Here is a 19,010-nt window from a genome sequence, read left to right as displayed (position 1 = left end):
GCCCCCGTGACGATCCAGACCCACCGCGACGCCCCGCTCGCCGACCTCACGACGCTGCGCGTCGGCGGCCCGGCCGAGGAGCTCGTCACCGTGAGCGAGCGCGACGAGCTCGTCGACACCCTCACCGGCCTCTGGGCCGTGGGCGAGGACTGGCACGTGATCGGCGGCGGGTCCAACTCCCTCATCTCCGACGAGGGCGTGGAGGGCACCGTGATCCGCATCGCCACGCGCGGCGTCGAGATCGTCGAGGAGCGGGCCGACGGCACCGTCCTCGTGCGCGTGCAGGCCGGCGAGCCGTGGGACGCGCTCGTCGCGCGCACCGTGGCCGAGGGGCTCGCGGGGCTCGAGGCGCTCTCGGGGATCCCCGGGTCCACCGGCGCCTCCCCGGTGCAGAACATCGGCGCGTACGGCCAGGAGGTCGCCGACGTCCTCGAGGCCGTCGACCTCCTCGACTACGAGACGGGCGAGGTCGAGCGGCTGACCGCCGCGGACCTCGGGCTCGGCTACCGCACGTCGTCGCTCAAGCGCGGCCGCGTGGGCGTCGTGCTCTCCGTCGACTTCGCGCTCACCCGCGGCGAGGGCCTCGACGCGCTCGGCCTGCCGATCGCGTACCCGCAGCTCGCCGCCGCGCTCGGCGTGGAGCTCGGCGACCGCGTGCCGGTCGCGCGCGTGCGCGAGACCGTGCTGGCCCTCCGCGGATCCAAGGGCATGGTGCTCGACGACGCGGACCACGACACCTGGAGCGCCGGGTCCTTCTTCACCAACCCGATCGTGAGCGCCGCCTTCGCGCGCACGCTCCCGGCCGACGCCCCGCGCTGGCCGCAGGAGGCCCCGCCCGAGGACCTCGTGGTGCCGCTCGGCGACGAGTGGGAGGTGGCGGAGGCCATCGAGCGCCAGGCCGTCGAGCGCCGGCGGCGCGAGCCCGCGGGTGTGAAGCTCAGCGCCGCGTGGCTCATCGAGCACTCGGGCGTCGGCCGCGGGTTCCGGCTGCCGGGATCCGGCGCCGCCGTCTCCTCGAAGCACACGCTCGCGCTCACCAACCGCGGCACCGCGACCGCGGAGGACGTCGCCGCCCTCGCGCGCTACGTGCAGGGCCGCGTCATGAGCGAGCACGGCGTGATCCTGCAGCCCGAGCCCGTGCTGGTCGGCCTCTCCCTCTAGGGGCGGGCCGACCCGCACGGGCCGGGCGGCGGATCAGGCCAGGAGGTCGCGGATCCGGCGCACGCCTTCGAGCAGCGCCTCGTCGCCCAGCGCGTAGCTGAAGCGCAGGAACCCGCTCGGGCCGAACGCCTCGCCGGGGACCGCCGCGACCTCCGCCTTCTCGAGCAGCACGTCCGCCACCTCGAGCGAGGTGGTCGGCGTGACGCCGTCGATGTCGCGGCCGAAGAGGCCCGTCACGTCGGGGTAGACGTAGAAGGCGCCCTGGGGCGTGGGCGTGACGAAGCCGGGGATCGCGTCGAGCTCGGCGACGATCGTGCGGCGGCGGCGGTCGAAGGCCTCGCGCATCCGGTCGACGGTGTCGCGCGGGCCGCGCAGCGCCGCGATGGCCGCGCGCTGCGAGACGTTCGAGACGTTGGAGGAGAGGTGCGACTGCAGGTTGCCGGCGGCCTTGATGGCGTCGGCCGGGCCGACCATCCACCCGACGCGCCAGCCCGTCATGGCGTAGGTCTTGGCGACGCCGTTGACGAGGATCGTGCGGTCGGCCAGCGCCGGCACCACGTCGACGATGCTCGCGGCCTCGGCCCCGTCGTAGACGAGGTCCTGGTAGATCTCGTCGCTGATGACCCAGAGGCCCTTCGACTCCGCCCACTCGCCGATCTCGCGGGTCTGCTCCCGCGAGTAGACGGCGCCCGTGGGGTTCGAGGGCGAGACGAACAGCAGCACCTTGGTGCGCGGCGTCCACGCGGCCTCGAGCTGCTCGACGGTGACGAGGTAGCCCTGGTCGGCGCCCGCGAAGACGTCGACGGGCACGCCGCCCGCCAGCCGGATGGCCTCGGGGTAGGTGGTCCAGTAGGGCGTGGGCACGAGGACCTCGTCGCCCTGGTCGAGCAGCGTCTGGAAGGCCTGGTAGACCGCCTGCTTGCCGCCGTTGGTGACGATGATCCGGTCGATGCCCACGTCGAGGCCCGACGACGCGCGCGTCTTCTCGGCGATGGCCTCGCGGAGGTCGGGGAGTCCGGCCGCGGCGGTGTAGCGGTGGTTGCGGGGATCCCGCGCGGCCTCGACCGCGGCCTCGACCACGTAGTCGGGCGTGGGGAAGTCGGGCTCGCCCGCCGCGAAGCTGATGACGGGGCGTCCGGCGGCCTGCAGGGCCTTGGCCTTGCCGTCGACCTTGAGGGTCGCGGACTCGGCGATGGATCCGATGCGGGTGGAGACGCGGCTGAGGGGGACGGTGCTCTGCGGTTCGGCCATGCCCATGAGCATAGGGACCGGGCACGGGCGCCACGCGGGTGCCGCGGTCGCCGGACGAACGCCCGGACAGGTCGGGCGCGGATGCTGGTACACTCGTCCGGGTCGGTATCTCCGCCATGCTCTTCCGCGCCCTCTTCCGTCCGTGCTCGCACGGTCACGAGGCGCAGGGGCAGGCGGGTGTCGACGCAGAGGGTGGTGGCTCAATTGGTAGAGCAGCGGTCTCCAAAACCGCAGGTTGCAGGTTCGAGTCCTGTCCGCCCTGCTAGATGGAACGGGTCCCCGGGCGCGTGACATCGCGGCTCATCCGAACTCCGGGTCGAGCCGAGCAATGCAGGAAGGGACCCACGCGTGGCGCGGAAGATCGTCGACGAGCCGAGCGAGGAGATCGTCGCGCAGGCTCGCGAGCAGCGGGATGCGCGACGCAACCCCTTCGCCCGGCTGGTGCTCTTCATCAAGCAGGTCGTGCAGGAGCTCAAGAAGGTGGTCACCCCCACCCGCAAGGAGCTGCTCACGTTCACGGGAGTGGTCCTGGCCTTCGTCATCGTGATGATGGTGATCGTCTCCCTCCTCGACCAGCTGTTCGGGTACCTCGCCATCGTGGTGTTCGGCAACGGCGCCTAGCACCGGGACCGCCCGCGAGGGCGGCGAGGCACGGGACGCACGCGGACAGCGGGCGGATCGGGCCCCTGAGCGCGAGGGCACGACGGCGGCCGGGATCCCCACGGGTCCCGCATCCGCGCGGCCCGGCGCGGCACCAGCACGGCACGGAACGGCAACGCACGACGAAGAACGAGGGAAGTAGATCCATTGGCTGAGAGCAAGCGCGACGACGTCGACCTCGCCCCCGCGGCGGAGCAGTCCTCCGAGGTGGACGAGGCCCAGGAGGGTTCCGTCACCACCGCATCCGAGGGCAGCTCGGACGCGGCCGAGCACACCGCCCTGCACGTCGAGGGCGACTCGGTCGAGACCGACCTGACGGCGGCGCTCGACGCGATGGAGTCGGTCGACGACCCCGAGGCCGACGCGATCGTGGAGGACGCGCTCGACGTGGACTCCGCCGACGAGGCCGAGGCCGCCGTCGAGGCGACCGACGACGAGGCCGAGGAGGAGGCAGCCGAGGAGGCGCTCGAGCCGGCCGACGTCACCCCCGCCACCGCCGAGGACATCGCGGAGGCCGAGGCCGACCTGGTCCCCGACGAGGATGCCCCCGCCGAGGAGGAGTCGGACGTCGACCCCTACGAGGACTTCCGCAAGGAGCTCCGCTCCAAGCCGGGCAAGTGGTACGTCATCCACTCCTACGCGGGCTTCGAGCGCCGCGTGAAGAGCAACATCGAGAACCGCATGGTGTCGCTCAACATGGAGGACGACATCTACCAGATCGAGGTCCCGATGGAGGACGTCGTCGAGATCAAGAACGGCCAGCGCAAGATGGTCAACCGCGTGCGCATCCCCGGCTACGTGCTGGTGCGCATGAGCCTCAACGAGGACAGCTGGTCGGTCGTGCGTCACACGCCCGGCGTCACGGGCTTCGTGGGCAACGCCCACAACCCGACGCCGCTGCGCTTCGAGGAGGCCTTCTCCATGCTCAAGAGCCTCGTCGAGATCAAGGAGGTGGCGCAGGTCAAGGGCCAGCCCACCAAGGGCGGCCAGGCCCAGCGCGTCGTCGCGGCCGAGGTCGACTTCGAGATCGGCGAGACCATCACGATCAAGGAGGGCTCGTTCGCGGGCCTCCCCGGCTCCATCAGCGAGATCAAGCCCGAGAGCGGCAAGCTCACGGTCCTCGTCTCCCTGTTCGAGCGCGAGACCCCGGTCGAGCTCAGCTTCGACCAGGTCACCAAGCTCTAGGCGGTCGGGCCGCGCGGCCCGCTCGATCTAGCAATCAAGGAGAAGGAAGAGAAATGGCACCGAAGAAGAAGGTCACGGGTCTGATCAAGCTGCAGATCAAGGCCGGCGCCGCCAACCCCGCACCGCCCATCGGGCCGGCGCTGGGACAGCACGGCGTCAACATCATGGAGTTCTGCAAGGCGTACAACGCCCAGACCGAGGCTCAGCGCGGGAACGTCATCCCCGTCGAGATCACCGTCTACGAGGACCGGACGTTCACGTTCATCCTCAAGACGCCCCCGGCCGCGGAGCTCATCAAGAAGGCCGCCGGAGTCGCCAAGGGCTCGGGCACGCCGCACACGGTCAAGGTCGCGAAGCTCACGATGGACCAGGTCCGCGAGATCGCCGAGCAGAAGCAGGCCGACCTCAACGCCAACGACATCGACGCCGCGGCGAAGATCATCGCCGGCACCGCCCGCTCCATGGGCATCACGGTCGAGGCCTAGCCTCCACCACCCCGCGGGTCCCGTCCGGGATCCGCTCCAGCATCACGCGGGAGAGCCGGCCAGGCTCACATCAACCGCACTCTCGAAACAGGAGACACGAATGGCGAAGTCAAAGGCCTACCGGGCCGCAGCCGAGAAGATCGACCCGACGAAGGCGTACACCGCCTCGGAGGCCGTCGAGCTCGCGCGCGAGACCGGTTCCAGCAAGTTCGACAGCACCGTCGAGGTCGCGCTCAAGCTCGGCGTCGACCCCCGCAAGGCAGACCAGATGGTCCGCGGCACCGTCATCCTTCCCCACGGTACCGGCAAGACCGCCCGCGTCATCGTCTTCGCGACGGGCCCCGCGGCCGAGGCGGCCATCGCCGCCGGCGCCGACGAGGTCGGCGGCGACGAGCTCATCGAGAAGGTGGCGGGCGGCTACACGTCGTTCGACTCCGCCGTCTCGACGCCCGAGCTCATGGGCAAGGTCGGTCGTCTCGGCAAGGTGCTCGGCCCGCGTGGCCTCATGCCCAACCCGAAGACCGGCACGGTCACCCCGGACGTCGCGCGCGCGGTGTCCGACATCAAGGGCGGCAAGATCGAGTTCCGCGTCGACAAGCACGCGAACGTCCACTTCGTGGTCGGCAAGGCGAGCTTCTCGCCCGAGCAGCTCTCGGAGAACGTCGGCGCCGCGCTCGAGGAGATCGTCCGCCTCAAGCCGTCCTCCTCGAAGGGCCGCTACGTGCAGAAGGCCACGGTCTCCACGACCTTCGGCCCCGGCATCCCGGTGGACGTCAACTCCATCTAGCACCGCCGCGCGCGAGCGCACGCACGACCCGCAGCACAGGAAGGGCCCGCCTCGGCGGGCCCTTCCGTCGTCCTGGGGGCTCCCGTCGTCCCCGGGCCCGTGCGTCGTCCACGGTGCTCCGCGCTGCCTAGGCTCGGGGGGTGAGCATCCCGGATCCCGTCGTCCCGTCCCTCCGCGTCGCGACCCCCGCGGACGCCGACGCGGTGGCCGCCCTCGCCGCCCGCACGTTCGCCCTCGCCTGCCCGCCGAGCACGACGGCGGAGGCGATCGCGGAGCACATCCGCACGGTCCTCTCTCCCGCGCGCTTCGCCGCGCACCTGGCCAGCCCGTCGCACCGCGTGCTGCTCGCGGAGGTCGACGGCCGGGCGGTCGGCTACACGATGGTCGTGGCGGCGCCGCCCGCGGATCCCGACGTCGCGGGCGCGCTGCGGCTGCGTCCCGAGGTCGAGCTGAGCAAGGTCTACGTCGAGCGCGGATCCCACGGGGCCGGCGTCGCGCGCCCGCTCCTGGCCGAGACGCTGCGGGTCGCGCGGGAGCTCGCGGGGGAGCGCGGCCGGGACGCCGACGCCGGGATCTGGCTCGGGGTCAACGAGCACAACGCCCGCGCGATCCGCTTCTACGGGAGCCGGGGCTTCCGCATCGTCGGCACGCGGTCGTTCCGGCTCGCGGACTCCGTCGAGACCGACCACGTGATGGAGCGGCCGCTGGTGGATCCGGTCTCCTGACCCGCCCGGGGATCAGCCGCCAGATCAGCCGCGCGACACGTTCAGCACGACCTTGCCGCGCGCGTGCCCGCTCTCGACGTGGCGGTGCGCCTCGGCCGCGTCCGCCAGGTCGAAGACCTCGTCCACATAGACCTTGATGTCGCCCGACTCGAGCAGCCGCGCGATGACCGCGAGCGTCTGCCCGTCGGGAGCGACCTCGTAGTGCGTGGCGCGGACGCCCACGGCGGCGGCGTCCTGCACGAGCGTCGGCCAGCCCTGCATCGGGGCGCTGACGATCAGGCCGCCGCGGCGCAGCACCGGGAGCGAGCGCGAGCCGGTGTCGTCTGTGCAGTTGCCGACCAGGTCGATCACCACGTCGACGTCGGCGAGCACGTCCTCGAAGCGCACCTGCGTGCGGTCGATGACCTCGTCGGCGCCGAGCTCCGCCAGCCAGTCGACGTTGCGGGGCGAGCCGGTCGCGATCACGCGGGCGCCGAAGTGCCGCGCGAACTGCACCGCGAAGTGGCCGACGCCGCCGGCCCCCGCGTGCACCAGCACGACCTGGCCCTCGTGGGCCTTGCCGATGTCGACGACCATGCCCCACGCGGTGAGCGCGCTGACGGGCGTCGCCGCCGCCTCCACGTGGGACAGGCGCGCGGGCTTCCGGGCGAGGCTGACGCTGGGGACGGCGACGTAGGGGGCGTAGCTGCCGGGCATCCGCGGCGCCATGGCCAGGCCGAACACCTCGTCGCCCGGGTGCAGCGCGTGGTCCTCGTAGGGCGACTCGACGACGACGCCGCTGAAGTCGCGCCCGAGCACCGCCGGCAGGGCGCCGAGCGTCGGACCGCCCGGCTCGCCGGCGCGCAGCCGCAGGTCCACGGGGTTCACGCCCGCGGCGACGACCTTCACGAGCACCTCCGAGTCGAGCCGGTGCGGGATCGGCACGTCGGCCATGCGGAGCACGTCCGGCCCGCCCGTCTCGGCGACGACGGCGGCGCGCATCGTGGCGCCGTGCGGGGCGAGGGCGAGGGACGCGGCCGCGCGGTCCTCCTGGGCCCGGGCGGCGACGCCGGCTCTCGACTGGACGACCTGGCTCATCGTGCGACCCCTCCTCGTACGTGACGGTGCGGTGGATCCCACCGCGCCCCCGCATCACCAGTGAAGACGCCCGATGAGTCAGGCGTGTTTCCGCGGTGTTCCCCGGGCGAGAAGAATGCGCGGGCGGGATCGGTCGACGGCCCGTCCGGGGCGGGTCAGGCCAGGCCGCGGGCTCCCGCCGGCGCGTTCGCCATGCGCACGATGAGCGCGATGAGGTCGTTCGCGCGCGCCACGAGCGCGGCGATCTCGGCCTCGTCCCGGTCGATCCACTTCCACTTCGGGATGTCGTGCACGGGCACGAAGTCCACGTGCTGCTCCCAGACGATGAGCGAGCGCTCGGCGCCGAGCACGTACTGCTGCCACCAGATCTGCCGCAGGTAGTTGCGCGGGATGCTCCGCCACGGCTTCGCGGTGGTCTTGATCTCGGCGAGCTCGAGCCGGCCGTCGGCCCGCAGGCCCACGCCGTCGGGGGTCGCCAGGTGCCGGCGCTGCCCCTCCGCGTGGAAGAGGTGGGCGCTCGGGACGATGCCGTGCTCCGCCTCGACCCAGCGGGCGATCTCGGGCTCGCGCTCGCGCCCGTGGTCGGTGTAGCGGTTGCCGCCGAAGCCGGATCCGTAGAGCTTCTCGAGCGCGACCGCCTGCAGCGAGGCGTCGGTCGCGAGGCGGGCCACGTCGGTCGCGGTGATGCCGAAGCTGCGCGCGCGGAGCCACGCGACCCGGTCCGACGAGTGGGCGACGATGCGCGTGAGGTGCGGCGGGGGAGGAGGCGGCGCGGGTGTGGCGGGTGCCAGGTCGTCCTCCCACGGGAAGGCCAGCATCTCGTCCGTCACGGGCTCCAGGGTACGCCGCGGATCCGTCGCCCCGGGGACCTCGCGCGGGCGGATCCTGCTGCCCGGCGACGGGCTTGTCAACAGGCAATGCGTTTCCGACCAGGGCACGGAGGATCGTGCTAGAAAGGCGTCGTCCCACCCACCCACACCAGCACGGAGAGAGGAAACGGCATGACCCTGCTCATGGAAGGACCGGCCCGCACGGGAGCGTCGGCGCTCGCGGAGGAGCCCACGCGCGTCGAGGAGGTCGACGCCGCGCGCGCCGACGCGCTGCTCGCCGAGGCGTTCGGCTTCACCATCACGCACCGCGGGCGGGAGGCGGAGGTCGTGATGGCCGACGTCACCCTCTGCTGCAGCACGTGCTGCTCGTGCAGCAGCAAGCAGCAGCCTCGCTGACGCATCCGCCATGGACCCGTCGACGACCTACTCGGTGAGTCCCCGCTACGCCGTCGGGGAGGTGGAGGACACCCTCCACCTCCTCGGCGGTCGCGAGCTGGTCTCCCTGCAGCTGCCCTCCGGCGACGCCGTCTCCGCGGTGTCGCGGCTCCTCTCCCGACCCTTCACGCGCGCGGACGTCGACGAGGCGTTCGGCATGCACGCCCCGGTCGTGGCCGACCTCGTCGACGAGCTCGTCGTGCGCGACGTCGTCGTGGGCGCGCCCACGCGGCCCGCCGCCGACGCCGCGCCCGATCCCGTGGGCCGCCTCGACGACCCCGACCAGGCCGAGCTCGCGCACGTGCTCGACGAGGCGCGGCGCAACGGCGGCGACCGCACGGGCCTCGGCCGCCCCCGGGATCCGCGCACCCCCGCGCGGGTCGCCCTGGTCGGCGACGCCATCCCGACCCTGCTCGCCGCCCTGGCCGAGGCGCTGCCCTCGGCGGAGCTCACGGACGAGGCCGACGCCGACCTGGTCATCGCGGCCGGCAGCCGGCGGGTCCTCCGGGAGGTGGGCGCCCGGATGCACGCGGCCGGTCGCGACTGGCTCCCCATCCACCCGTTCGACGGCCGCTTCCAGCTCGTCGGCCCCGTGGTCGTGCCGGACGAGGGGCCGTGCCTCGAGTGCGTCGCCCTGCGCTGGGCCTCGACCACGCCGTTCGCCGCGGACCACGCGGCCGCGGCCGACGCGGTCGCGCCCATCGCCCGGGATCCCGGGCTCGACGCCATCGCGGCGGGCTTCGCCGCGCGCTACGCGGCCCGCTGGGTCTTCGCGCGCGACTGGCTGGTCGCGAGCACCGTCCTCGTGGTCGAGCCGAAGGTGCTGTCGGCGGAGGCGCATCCGGTCTTCCGCGTCGCGCGCTGCGGCACGTGCGGGCCGCGTCCCTACGCGGGGGTGGTGTCGCCGTGGCGCGCCTGAGGACGGCGGGCGCCGACGTGGTGAGCCCGTACACCGGGCTCGTCGCGTACTCGCACCCCATGGCCTTCACGCCGGACGCCATCCCCGACGCCCTGCACTCCGCCCGCACGGCCGACACGGGCTTCCTCGCGGGCATCCCCACCGAGGGGTTCAGCATGGGGCCGGGCGGCGACGGCGCCGCGGCCCGGAGGTCGTGCGTGGGCGAGGCGGTGGAGCGCCTCTCCCTGGCCGGTGCCCGCGGGGCGTTCCGCGCGCCGCTGGGCTCCGACGCCCGCCAGGTCGAGCCGGACGCGTTCCGGCGCTTCCATCCTGCGCAACGCGAGGATCCGGCGTTCCCGTTCGAGCGCGCCGAGCGCGGCGACCTCCTCACCTGGCTCGCCGCGCGCTCGCTGCACGGCGGGAGGCCGGTGCACGTCCCCGCGCAGATGGTGGTCTTCGACGACCCGCACGCGTCCGACGGGCACCGCGAGCGGCACCTGGAGCCGGCCACCTCGTCCGGCGTCGCGGCCGGGCCCACGTTCGGCTTCGCCGCGGGGCGGGCGATCCTCGAGCTCATCGAGCGCGACGCGTTCCAGCGGGCGTGGCTGCGCGGATCCACGCCGCCGGCCTTCGACTGGCGCGCCAGCCCGCGGCTCGCCGAGGCGACCCGGAGGGAGCTCGCGCGGCTGGAGGAGCTCTGCGGGCGGTTCGGCGCCGCCTTCTCGCTGCGCGTGCTCGACGCCGCGGCGGACGTGCCCGTGCTGCTCGCCGTCCTGCGGAGCGACCGGATCGGCGTCGCGGTGGGCTGCGCGGCCGACTTCCGCCTGGACCGGGCCGTGCTCAACGCCGTGCGCGAGGCGGTGCACACCCACAACTGGTGCCTGCGGCTGCTGCCCCGGCCGCCCGTCGAGCCGTCCGCGGTGGTCGAGTTCGAGGACCACGTGCGGCTGCACTGCCCGCCGTCCGCCCGCCCGCTGTCGGCCGCCCTCGACGCGTCGGACGAGCGCGTGGCCTCCGTGGGCGGGCCGTCGAGCTGGGGAGAGGTCGTGGAGGGGCTGCACCGGGAGGGGATCGAGGTGCTGCTGGCCGGGATCACCTCGCCGGAGGTGCGCGCCGCGGGCTTCCACGTGGTGCGCGCGCTGAGCCCCGACCTCGTCGCGCTCGACGTGCGGCACGACGCCCGGTTCCTCGGGCATCCGCGGCTGTACCGGCGCTGGCGGGACGGGCCGGCGATCCACGGGCCGGCCGACCTCGTCGGCATCCCGCACCCGTTCCCGTGAGGGCGGCCCGCCGCCCCGCGTCCCCGTCATCGCGAGCCGGCGCGACCCGGCGCGCCCGCACCGACCACCGCCCGCACCGACCACCGCGCCCGCATCGCCCGTCGCGCCCGCACCACCAGGAGGACCCCATGAGCATCACCGACATCGGCACGGCGCCCGCGCGCACGGCGGAGGACGGCCCCGCCGGGACGGGCGCGGAGTCGCGACCCGCCCCGGCGCCCGCCGGCAGCGTCGGCCCGATCTTCAGCGTCGGCGGCGCGGTCGAGCGCGCGGCGGGCGACCTCGCCGAGGACTTCCACGAGGCGTCCAAGATCACCCGCATCACCCACCCGGGCTGGACCGACGTGCGGTACGCGCAGCAGCTGGCACAGGAGGCGCAGGGCGTCGCGGACGCGGGACCGGGCGGCGCCACGAGCGCCCCGCGCCTGCTCCCGGCGCTCGCCCTGCCGCCGGCGCTGCCGCTCCCGCACGGGCTCGGGGCGACGATGGCGGCCCGGCGGTCGGCGGATCCGGACGAGCTCGCGGCGCCCCTCGCGCTCCCGGAGCTCGCGACCGTGCTCCGGCTCGCCTACGGCCCGCGGGGCGGAGGCGGCACCGGCCGCTTCGTGCCCTCGGCCGGCGGGCTCTACCCGCTCGACCTGCACGTCGTGGTGCGGGCGGCCGAGGGCGTCGCGGCGGGTATCCACCAGCTCGACCCGCTCGATGAGGCGCTCGTCGACGTGTCCGGCCTCGACCGCGCCGGCCGGCTCGCCCGCTTCCGACGTGCGGCGCCGACGGCCATGGCGCCTCTCGCGGAGCAGGCGGCCGTGACGATCGTGATCACCGGCAGCTTCGAGCGCTCCCGCACGAAGTACGGGCTGCGCGGGTACCGGCTCACGCTGCTCGAGGCGGGGCACGTGGCGCAGAACGCGCTGCTCGTGGCGACGGCGCTCGGGCTGCCGTCGATCGGCTGGGTCGGCTTCGTCGACCACGAGCTCGACGCCGTGCTCGGGCTCGACGGGGTGACGCAGTCGTCGCTCTACGCGGTCTCGCTGGGCGGGCGTCCGGATCCGGGCGGCACCGGATCCGGGCCCGCAGCCGCAGCCGCGCCCGCACCCGCACCCGCACCCGCCGCGCGGCGTCCCCCCGACCCGCACGCGGCCGCCACCGGCGCGCGGCACTTCGCCGAGGAGGAGGCATCCCATGACTGACGCGGTGGAGCTCGACGGGATCACCCGCGCCTTCGGCCGCACGCGCGCCCTCGATGCGGCGTCCTTCGCGCTCGCACCGGGGCTCGTGCACGCGCTGCTCGGGCCGAACGGATCCGGCAAGACCACGGCCATCGACGTGCTCACGGCGACGCGCCGGCCGGATGCGGGCCGGGCCCGCGTGCTCGGCCACGACGTGCGTCGCGGCGGCCCGACGGCCTCGCTCGTCGCGGTGATGCCGCAGGCGCTCGCGTTCCCCGAGTACCTCACGGTGCGCGAGGTGCTCGCCCTGGCGCTCGTGCCGCACGCGGGCGCGCTGACGCCGGCCGCGGCGATCGACCGCTTCGACCTCGACCGGCTCGCCGCGCGCCAGACCGGCGGGCTGAGCGGCGGCGAGCGGCGTCGGGTCGCGCTCGCCTGCGTGGTGGGCGCGGGCACGCCCGTCGTGGTGCTCGACGAGCCCTCGGCCGCGCTCGACATCCCGGGGCGGGCGGCCGTGCGCGACGCCATCACGGCGGTGCGCGACTCCGGCCGCACCGTGCTCCTCGCCTCGCACGACATGGAGGAGGTCGCCGCGCTCGCCGACACCGTCGTGTGCCTCGACCACGGACGCGTCCTCGGCCACTGGACGGCGTCCGACTTCCGCGGTCTCGCGGGGGTGCGCCGCGTCGGCTTCCGGGCGACGCCGCACGAGGCGCGCGCGTTCGTGCCCTGCGGCGCCCGGCCCGAGCAGGTCGCCGAGCCGCTCCCCGGCGAGCGGGTGCGCTGGAGCATCGACACCGACCGCTCCGACGCGGTCGCGGGACTCGTCCTCGCCGTGATCGAGGATCCGGAGCTCACCGTGACGGAGCCGGGCCTCGGCGAGATCTTCGCGCGCGTGCTCGAGGGCGGAGGGCCGGGCGGCGGAGGGCCGGGCGGCGGGTCGCCGAGTGGCGGGGCGCCGGGCGGCGACGCCTCGGACGCCAGCGCCCCGGGGAGCCCGGTCCCGGATCACGGATCCGCCGCCCCGCCTGCGCCCCGCGCCGACCCCGCCCGCCGCACCGCACACGAGGAGCCCCGCGCATGACCGGCACCGATCCGCACGCCGCCCCGACGGTCGGCACGCCAGGCGCACCAAGCGCACCAGGCGCGTCCGTCGCGTCCGGCCCATCCCGGCAGGGCCCCGCGCCGACCCCCGCCCCGCTCCCGCCCCGCCCCACGGCCCGACGCCGGGCCGCGATCTACCGCGCCCACGTCGTCAGCGAGCTGGCGCAGAACGCCCGCATGCCGGCCTTCGTGCTGCCGCTGCTCGCCTACCCCGTCCTCATCTACGTCGTCGTCGGGCTCCCGCAGGGCGGCCCGCCGAGCGCACGGCTCAGCGTGCTCCTCGGCTACGTGCTCTTCTCCGTCCTCGGCACGGTGACGTTCCAGTTCGGCGTCGGCGTCGCGTCGGCCCGGGAGTCGCCGTGGGAGCGGTGGCTGTTCACGGCGCCCGTGCCAGCGTGGATCCGCCTGGCCGCCAAGCTCACGGTCGCGTGCGTCTTCGGCGTCGTCTTCGTGATCCCGGTGATCGCGGTCGGCGTCCTCGCCGGCGGCGTGCGCGGCGATCCGGCCACGCTCGCCGCCGTCGCGCTCGCCGTGCTGGCCGGCGCCGTCCCGATGGCGCTGCTCGGCCTGGCGATGGGCTACTGGTTCCCCGCCCGCGGCGCGCTCGGCCTCGCGAACCTCGTCTACCTGCCGCTCTCGTTCGCGGGCGGCCTGTTCACGGGCGGCGACACGAGCGGCACGCCCTGGGACCCGCTCACGGTGCTGCTGCCCACCGGCGCGTGGAGCACGCTCACGAGCGCGGTCGCCCGGCAGGACCTCGCGGTGGTCGGCCCGCCTCTGGTGATCCTCGCGGCCTGGGCCGTGCTGCTCGGCGGCGTCACGCTCGCCGGCTACCAGCGCACCCAGTCGGCGAACTTTCGCTGACGGCCACCCGGGAGCGGGCGCGGCCCGGTGTGTAGCGTGGATCCCGCGCGCCGTCACCGGGCCGCGCCACCGCACCGCACCGTCACCGTCGACGAGAGGGAACCATGCCCGAGAGCACCACCCCCGTAGCCCTGTTCACCGGCCAGTGGGCCGACCTGCCCCTGGAGGAGGTGGCCCGGCTCGCGAGCGGCTGGGGGTTCGACGCCCTCGAGATCGCGTGCTCCGCCGAGCACCTCGACGTGTGGCGCGCGGCCGAGGACCCGGCGTACCTCCGAGGCCGCCTCGAGATCCTCGAGCGGCACGGCCTCCAGGTGCACGCGCTCTCGCAGCACCTCACCGGCCAGGCCGTGTGCGACGACCCCATCGACTTCCGGCACCAGGCCATCCTCCGCTCCAAGGTGTGGGGCGACGGCCAGGCGGAGGGCGTCCGCCAGCGCGCGGCCGAGGAGCTGAAGCTCACGGCGAAGGCGGCCGCCGGCCTCGGGGTCACGCGCGTGACGGGCTTCACCGGATCCCGCATCTGGCCGTACGTCGCGATGTTCCCGCCCGTGCCGGAGTCGGTCATCGACGCCGGGTACCAGGACTTCGCCGACCGCTGGAACCCGATCATCGACGTGTTCGACGACGCGGGCGTGCGGTACGCGCTCGAGGTGCACCCGAGCGAGATCGCCTACGACTACTGGACCACCCGCCGCACGCTCGAGGCGATCGGCCACCGCCCCGGCTTCGGCCTCAACTGGGACCCGAGCCACATGATGTGGCAGGGCATCGACCCCGTCGGCTTCCTCCTCGACTTCGCCGACCGGATCTACCACGTGCACGCCAAGGACACGCGGGTGACCTCCGACGGCCGCGGCGGCCGCCTCGGCTCGCACCTCCCGTGGGGCAACCCGCGCCGCGGCTGGGACTTCGTCTCGGTCGGCCACGGCGACGTCCCGTTCGAGCGCGCCTTCCGCGCGCTCCGCAGCATCGGCTACGACGGCCCCGTCTCCGTCGAGTGGGAGGATGCGGGGATGGACCGCCTGCACGGAGCCCCCGACGCCCTCGCCCAGGTGCGCTCCCTCCTCTGGCCGACGCCGGACAGCCTCTTCGACTCGGCGTTCGCGAACAACCGGGACGACGCGCCCGCGGCGGGCTCCACGGGCTCCACCGGATCGGCCGCGTGACCCTGCGCGACGGCCAGCTGGCCCGTCTCCTCGTCGTCGACGTGGAGACGGGCGCCGAGCGCATGGTCGCCGAGTCGGCCGTGCTGCACATCGAGGCGCCGAACTGGACGCCCGACGGCCGCTGGCTCGTCGTGAACGCGGAGGGCGGCCTCTGGCGGCTGCGCGCGCCCGAGGCGGAGGAGCCGGATCCGGACCTGCCCGAGCCCGCGGTCGACTTCCAGGCCGTCGACCTCGGCGGCGTCCCGCCCATCAACAACGACCACGTCATGTCGCCCGACGGCGCGCACGTGTACGTCTCCGGCCGCGATGGACACCTCTACAGCGTGCTCTGGAACGACGGCGCGGGCGGGCCGGGGCGGCGGATCACGGCGGACCGGGATCCGGCGCTCGGCTTCAAGAACTACCTGCACGGCGTCTCGCCCGACGGCACGACGCTCAGCGTCATCGGCGGCCAGCTCGACGCGCGCGGCGAGTGGACCACGAACATCCACCTCGTGCCCGTCGACGGCGGCCCCACCACGCAGCTCACCGACGACGGCTTCCCCGACGACGGCGCCGAGTTCTCGCCCGACGGCGGCTGGCTGTACTACAACTCGGAGCGCGGATCCGACCTGCCGGGCCACGCGCAGCTGTTCACGATGCGCATCGACGGCACCGACACGCACCAGTTCACCTCCGACGAGCGCGTCAACTGGTTCCCGCACCCGTCGCCGGACGGCGAGCACATCGTCTACCTCTCCTTCCCGCCCGGCACGCTCGGCCACCCCGCCGACCGCGACGTGATCCTCCGCGTCATCGACCGGCAGAGCCACCGCACGCGCGACCTCGCGTCCTTCCCCGGCGGCCAGGGCACCATCAACGTCACCAGCTGGGCACCGGACTCCCGGCGGTTCGCGTACGTCGCCTACCCGTTCCAGGCGCCCAGCCTCACCTGATCCGGGGGGATCAGCCCGGACGCACGGGCCAGCCACGCAGCGTCGACCCAGCTGCTTTTCCCCGGATGCGGAGACCCCGCATGGGACGATGGGCGGGTCCGCACGCCACCTCTCGTCCCGATATCCCGTCGGCCTCACTCCGGAGACCCCCGTGAACATCACCACGACCACCTGGCTCATCACGATCGCGGTCACCATCGCGTTCTTCGTCTACGAGTTCTTCACCCACGTGCGGAAGCCGCACGAGCCCACCATCGGCGAGTCCGCCCGCTGGTCGGCCTTCTACATCGGCCTCGCGCTGGCGTTCGGCGTCGGCATCGGGTTCACCAGCGACTGGGGCTACGGCGGCGAGTACTTCGCCGGCTACCTCACCGAGAAGGCCCTGTCGATCGACAACCTGTTCGTCTTCCTCCTGATCATGACCGGGTTCGCCGTGCCCCGGAAGTACCAGCAGAAGGTGCTGATGATCGGCATCGTCATCGCGCTGATCATGCGCGCCGGCTTCATCGCCCTCGGCGCCGCCCTCATCGAGAACTTCTCCTGGGTCTTCTACATCTTCGGCGCGCTGCTGTTCGTGCTCGCGTACCAGCAGATCAAGGGCGACCACGGCGGCAACGCGGCGGACAACATGTTCGTGCGCATCGCCCGCCGGATCCTCCCCGTGCACGACGACTTCGTCGGCGACCGCTTCACCACGAAGATCGACGGCAAGCGCTTCGTGACGCCGCTCCTTCTCTGCGTCATCGCGATCGGCTTCGTCGACCTGGTGTTCGCGCTCGACTCGATCCCCGCCATCTACGGCCTGACGAACGAGGCGTACATCGTGTTCACCGCGAACGCCTTCGCGCTGATGGGGCTCCGCCAGCTCTACTTCCTCATCGGCGGCCTGCTCGAGCGCCTCGTGTACCTGTCGCAGGGCCTCGCGGTGATCCTCGCGTTCATCGGCGCGAAGCTCGTGCTGCACGCGATGCACGTCAACGAGCTGCCCTTCATCAACGGCGGCGAGCCGATGCTCTGGGCGCCCGAGATCCCGATCTGGTTCTCGCTGCTTTTCATCGGCGCGACCATCACGGTCGCCACCGTCGCGAGCCTCGCGAAGACCCGCGGCGACAAGCAGAAGGAGGACCGCGCGAGCGTCGACGGCGAGCCCGTCACGCGCGCGACGGACGAGGGGCGCTAGCTCCCCGCACCTCCGCACGACCCGGGCCCGGCGCACCACGCGCCGGGCCCGTCGTCGTCCGCGGGCGCAGGTGCGCTGCCCGTGCGCTGCCCGCTCGCTGCGCGCGCCGGCCTGGCAGCATCGGCCGGTGCCCGACGATCCCGATGCCCCGACCCGCGCCCGCCTCCTCTGGGACGAGCATGACCGGGCCGCGGCGCTCGCCCTCCTCAAGGAGCACCTGCGCGAGGAACCCCGCGACGGCGACGCCCGGCTCGCCCTCGCCGAGCTGTACCGCGAGCTCATCGCGCCCGACCAGGCCGGCCGCTGGGGCATCGCGTCGCCGGGCTGGACGACGGAGGTCGAGCGCGACCGGCTGGCCCGGATGATCGCGCACTCCGGGATCGCCGACCACGAGATCCCCGGGTTCCTGGCGCTGCCCACGGATGCAGATCTGCACGCGGAGGTGGCGGCGCTGATGCCCGCGATCGAGCGGCACCGCGCGGAGTTCGCCGATCCGGCGCGCATGACCAAGCGCGAGCGGAAGGCGGCGCGCTACGCGAGCACCCCGTCCTCCTTCGCCTACGAGGTGGCGGATGTCGCGGCAGACCTCGCGTGGTGGATCATCGGGGTCGTCTTCGCCCTGGGCTCCCTGCTCGTGTGGGTGGCCGCGCTGTGCGGTCAGCCGGTCACGGCGCTCGCCCGCTGGACGGGCACCGCCACGCTCGCGACGACGGCGTTCGTCTGCCTCGCGCGCGCCTACACGATGCGCACGGACGAGCGGGCCCGGCGCAGGCGATACCCGGACACCGCTCCCATCGACGTCGACGTGCTCCCGTGGGTCAGCGGCGGGATCCTGCTCGGGCTCGTCGTGGCCGCGCTCGTCGGCGAGGGCGTGCGGAGCGGCGGCCCGCTGCCCTTCTGACGCGGTGCTCCGATCCGCCGTCGAATGCCGCGCATGGCCGCCTCATGGCCCGTTCATAGGAACATCCGCATGATGGATCCCGTGACCACCGCAACGCCCTCCGGCTTCCAGCCCGCCGCCGCCCCGCAGCCCCGCCTCACCCGTGCGGACGGGTCGCCCATCCGGGTGCTCGTCGTCGACGACGAGGCGTCCCTCACCGACCTGCTCCAGATGGCGCTCCGCTACGAGGGCTGGCAGATCCGCACGGCCGAGAACGGGCACCAGGCGCTCGCCGCCGCGCGCGAGTTCAAGCCCGACGCCGTGGTGCTCGACATCATGCTGCCGGACCTCGACGGCCTCCAGGTGCTGTCGCGCCTGCGGGCCGACGCCGAGGACATCCCCGTGCTCTTCCTCACGGCGAAGGACTCCCTCGACGACCGGCTCGCCGGCCTCACCGCGGGCGGCGACGACTACGTCACCAAGCCGTTCAGCCTCGAGGAGGTCGTGGCCCGGCTGCGCGGCCTCATCCGCCGCTCGACCCTCGTGGTCAGCGACAGCGTCGACCCCGTGATCCGCGTCGGCGACCTCACGCTCGACGAGGACAGCCACGAGGTCGCCCGCGCCGGCGACCCCATCGAGCTCACCGCCACCGAGTTCGAGCTGCTGCGCTACCTGATGCGCAACCCGCGCCGCGTGCTCAGCAAGCTGCAGATCCTCGACCGGGTCTGGAGCTACGACTTCGGCGGCAAGTCGAGCGTGGTCGAGATCTACATCTCCTACCTCCGCCGCAAGATCGACGCCGGGCGGAACCCGATGATCCACACGGTGCGCGGCAGCGGCTACATGCTCAAGGCCGCGGAGTGACGACGCCGGCCGAGCCGTCGCGCGTCGCCCCCGCCTTCGCCTCCGCCGCCGCGCGGGCCGCGTCCCTGCGGTCC

General features: G+C 73.8%; 20 protein-coding genes and 1 tRNA gene. 18 read left to right on the top strand and 3 right to left on the bottom strand.

Going from position 1 to position 19,010, the window contains the following annotated elements:
• Positions 1-6 precede the first annotated feature (6 nt).
• Positions 7-1,161 carry a UDP-N-acetylmuramate dehydrogenase gene (locus FGG90_RS10265; protein ID WP_094127384.1) on the top strand — a complete coding sequence of 385 codons (1,155 nt, stop codon included), beginning with the start codon at positions 7-9 and terminating at the stop codon, positions 1,159-1,161.
• A 33-nt stretch (positions 1,162-1,194) separates the two neighbouring features.
• Here the strand turns inward: FGG90_RS10265 and FGG90_RS10260 are convergent, their stop codons facing one another.
• The gene (locus FGG90_RS10260) at positions 1,195-2,412 is read right to left on the bottom strand and encodes a pyridoxal phosphate-dependent aminotransferase (RefSeq protein WP_165771371.1); all 1,218 of its coding nucleotides are present in this window, start codon (positions 2,410-2,412) and stop codon (positions 1,195-1,197) included.
• Positions 2,413-2,601: 189 nt separating this feature from the next.
• On the opposite strand from FGG90_RS10260, the gene FGG90_RS10255 reads away from it, so the two are divergent.
• The 6 genes from FGG90_RS10255 (at position 2,602) to FGG90_RS10230 (ending at position 6,254) form a co-directional block, all read left to right on the top strand.
• Positions 2,602-2,674 (top strand) — tRNA-Trp (locus tag FGG90_RS10255).
• 86 nt (positions 2,675-2,760) lie between these two features.
• On the top strand, positions 2,761-3,033 hold the full coding sequence (gene secE / locus FGG90_RS10250; RefSeq protein WP_012039478.1) for a preprotein translocase subunit SecE: 273 nt from the start codon (positions 2,761-2,763) through the stop codon (positions 3,031-3,033).
• A 186-nt stretch (positions 3,034-3,219) separates the two neighbouring features.
• Positions 3,220-4,257 (top strand): transcription termination/antitermination protein NusG, encoded by a 1,038-nt coding sequence (nusG, locus tag FGG90_RS10245; RefSeq protein WP_094127388.1) that lies wholly within the window; start codon positions 3,220-3,222, stop codon positions 4,255-4,257.
• Between the two features lie 53 nt (positions 4,258-4,310).
• Positions 4,311-4,742, top strand: a complete 432-nt coding sequence (rplK, locus tag FGG90_RS10240; protein ID WP_012039476.1) for a 50S ribosomal protein L11 — start codon at positions 4,311-4,313, stop codon at positions 4,740-4,742.
• Positions 4,743-4,842: 100 nt separating this feature from the next.
• Entirely contained in the window at positions 4,843-5,529 is a 687-nt protein-coding gene (gene rplA, locus FGG90_RS10235; protein ID WP_063071529.1) for a 50S ribosomal protein L1, read from the top strand.
• Between the two features lie 140 nt (positions 5,530-5,669).
• Positions 5,670-6,254 (top strand): GNAT family N-acetyltransferase, encoded by a 585-nt coding sequence (locus FGG90_RS10230; RefSeq protein WP_237583316.1) that lies wholly within the window; start codon positions 5,670-5,672, stop codon positions 6,252-6,254.
• 24 nt (positions 6,255-6,278) lie between these two features.
• Here the strand turns inward: FGG90_RS10230 and FGG90_RS10225 are convergent, their stop codons facing one another.
• Positions 6,279-7,331: an NADP-dependent oxidoreductase gene (locus FGG90_RS10225; RefSeq protein ID WP_378143460.1), complete on the bottom strand. Its 1,053-nt coding sequence runs from the start codon at positions 7,329-7,331 to the stop codon at positions 6,279-6,281.
• Positions 7,332-7,486: 155 nt separating this feature from the next.
• A complete protein-coding gene (locus tag FGG90_RS10220; RefSeq protein WP_094131385.1) occupies positions 7,487-8,149 on the bottom strand; it encodes a YqaJ viral recombinase family protein in 663 nt (220 codons plus the stop codon).
• Between the two features lie 183 nt (positions 8,150-8,332).
• Between FGG90_RS10220 and FGG90_RS10215 the strand changes: the two genes are divergently transcribed.
• The 11 genes from FGG90_RS10215 (at position 8,333) to FGG90_RS10165 (ending at position 18,936) form a co-directional block, all read left to right on the top strand.
• On the top strand, positions 8,333-8,557 hold the full coding sequence (locus FGG90_RS10215; protein ID WP_094127390.1) for a hypothetical protein: 225 nt from the start codon (positions 8,333-8,335) through the stop codon (positions 8,555-8,557).
• A gap of 10 nt (positions 8,558-8,567) precedes the next feature.
• Positions 8,568-9,515, top strand: coding sequence for a TOMM precursor leader peptide-binding protein (locus FGG90_RS10210; protein ID WP_094127392.1), 948 nt, complete (start codon positions 8,568-8,570; stop codon positions 9,513-9,515).
• Positions 9,503-10,774 carry a YcaO-like family protein gene (locus FGG90_RS10205; protein ID WP_237583313.1) on the top strand — a complete coding sequence of 424 codons (1,272 nt, stop codon included), beginning with the start codon at positions 9,503-9,505 and terminating at the stop codon, positions 10,772-10,774. The genes FGG90_RS10210 and FGG90_RS10205 overlap by 13 nt, the downstream gene beginning before the upstream one ends.
• A gap of 128 nt (positions 10,775-10,902) precedes the next feature.
• Complete coding sequence (locus tag FGG90_RS10200; protein ID WP_094127393.1) at positions 10,903-11,964, top strand: SagB/ThcOx family dehydrogenase; 1,062 nt, start codon at positions 10,903-10,905, stop codon at positions 11,962-11,964.
• Complete coding sequence (locus tag FGG90_RS10195; protein ID WP_237583311.1) at positions 11,957-13,027, top strand: ABC transporter ATP-binding protein; 1,071 nt, start codon at positions 11,957-11,959, stop codon at positions 13,025-13,027. The genes FGG90_RS10200 and FGG90_RS10195 overlap by 8 nt, the downstream gene beginning before the upstream one ends.
• Positions 13,024-13,911, top strand: a complete 888-nt coding sequence (locus FGG90_RS10190; RefSeq protein ID WP_237583308.1) for an ABC transporter permease — start codon at positions 13,024-13,026, stop codon at positions 13,909-13,911. Before FGG90_RS10195 ends, FGG90_RS10190 begins: the two co-directional genes overlap by 4 nt.
• A gap of 104 nt (positions 13,912-14,015) precedes the next feature.
• Positions 14,016-15,077, top strand: a complete 1,062-nt coding sequence (locus FGG90_RS10185; RefSeq protein WP_094127395.1) for a sugar phosphate isomerase/epimerase family protein — start codon at positions 14,016-14,018, stop codon at positions 15,075-15,077.
• On the top strand, positions 15,074-16,012 hold the full coding sequence (locus FGG90_RS10180) for a TolB-like translocation protein (RefSeq protein ID WP_094127398.1): 939 nt from the start codon (positions 15,074-15,076) through the stop codon (positions 16,010-16,012). The genes FGG90_RS10185 and FGG90_RS10180 overlap by 4 nt, the downstream gene beginning before the upstream one ends.
• A gap of 151 nt (positions 16,013-16,163) precedes the next feature.
• The gene (locus FGG90_RS10175; protein WP_094127400.1) at positions 16,164-17,192 is read left to right on the top strand and encodes a TerC family protein; all 1,029 of its coding nucleotides are present in this window, start codon (positions 16,164-16,166) and stop codon (positions 17,190-17,192) included.
• Positions 17,193-17,319: 127 nt separating this feature from the next.
• Positions 17,320-18,093 (top strand): tetratricopeptide repeat protein, encoded by a 774-nt coding sequence (locus FGG90_RS10170; RefSeq protein ID WP_237583307.1) that lies wholly within the window; start codon positions 17,320-17,322, stop codon positions 18,091-18,093.
• A 69-nt stretch (positions 18,094-18,162) separates the two neighbouring features.
• Positions 18,163-18,936, top strand: a complete 774-nt coding sequence (locus FGG90_RS10165; RefSeq protein WP_086521790.1) for a response regulator transcription factor — start codon at positions 18,163-18,165, stop codon at positions 18,934-18,936.
• The last annotated feature ends 74 nt before the right edge of the window (positions 18,937-19,010 follow it).

The organism is Clavibacter michiganensis subsp. tessellarius, assembly GCF_021922985.1.
Classification (GTDB): domain Bacteria; phylum Actinomycetota; class Actinomycetes; order Actinomycetales; family Microbacteriaceae; genus Clavibacter; species Clavibacter tessellarius.
The sequence above is the reverse complement of the archived record's forward strand: the minus strand, read 5'-3'. Positions and strand labels throughout refer to the sequence as shown.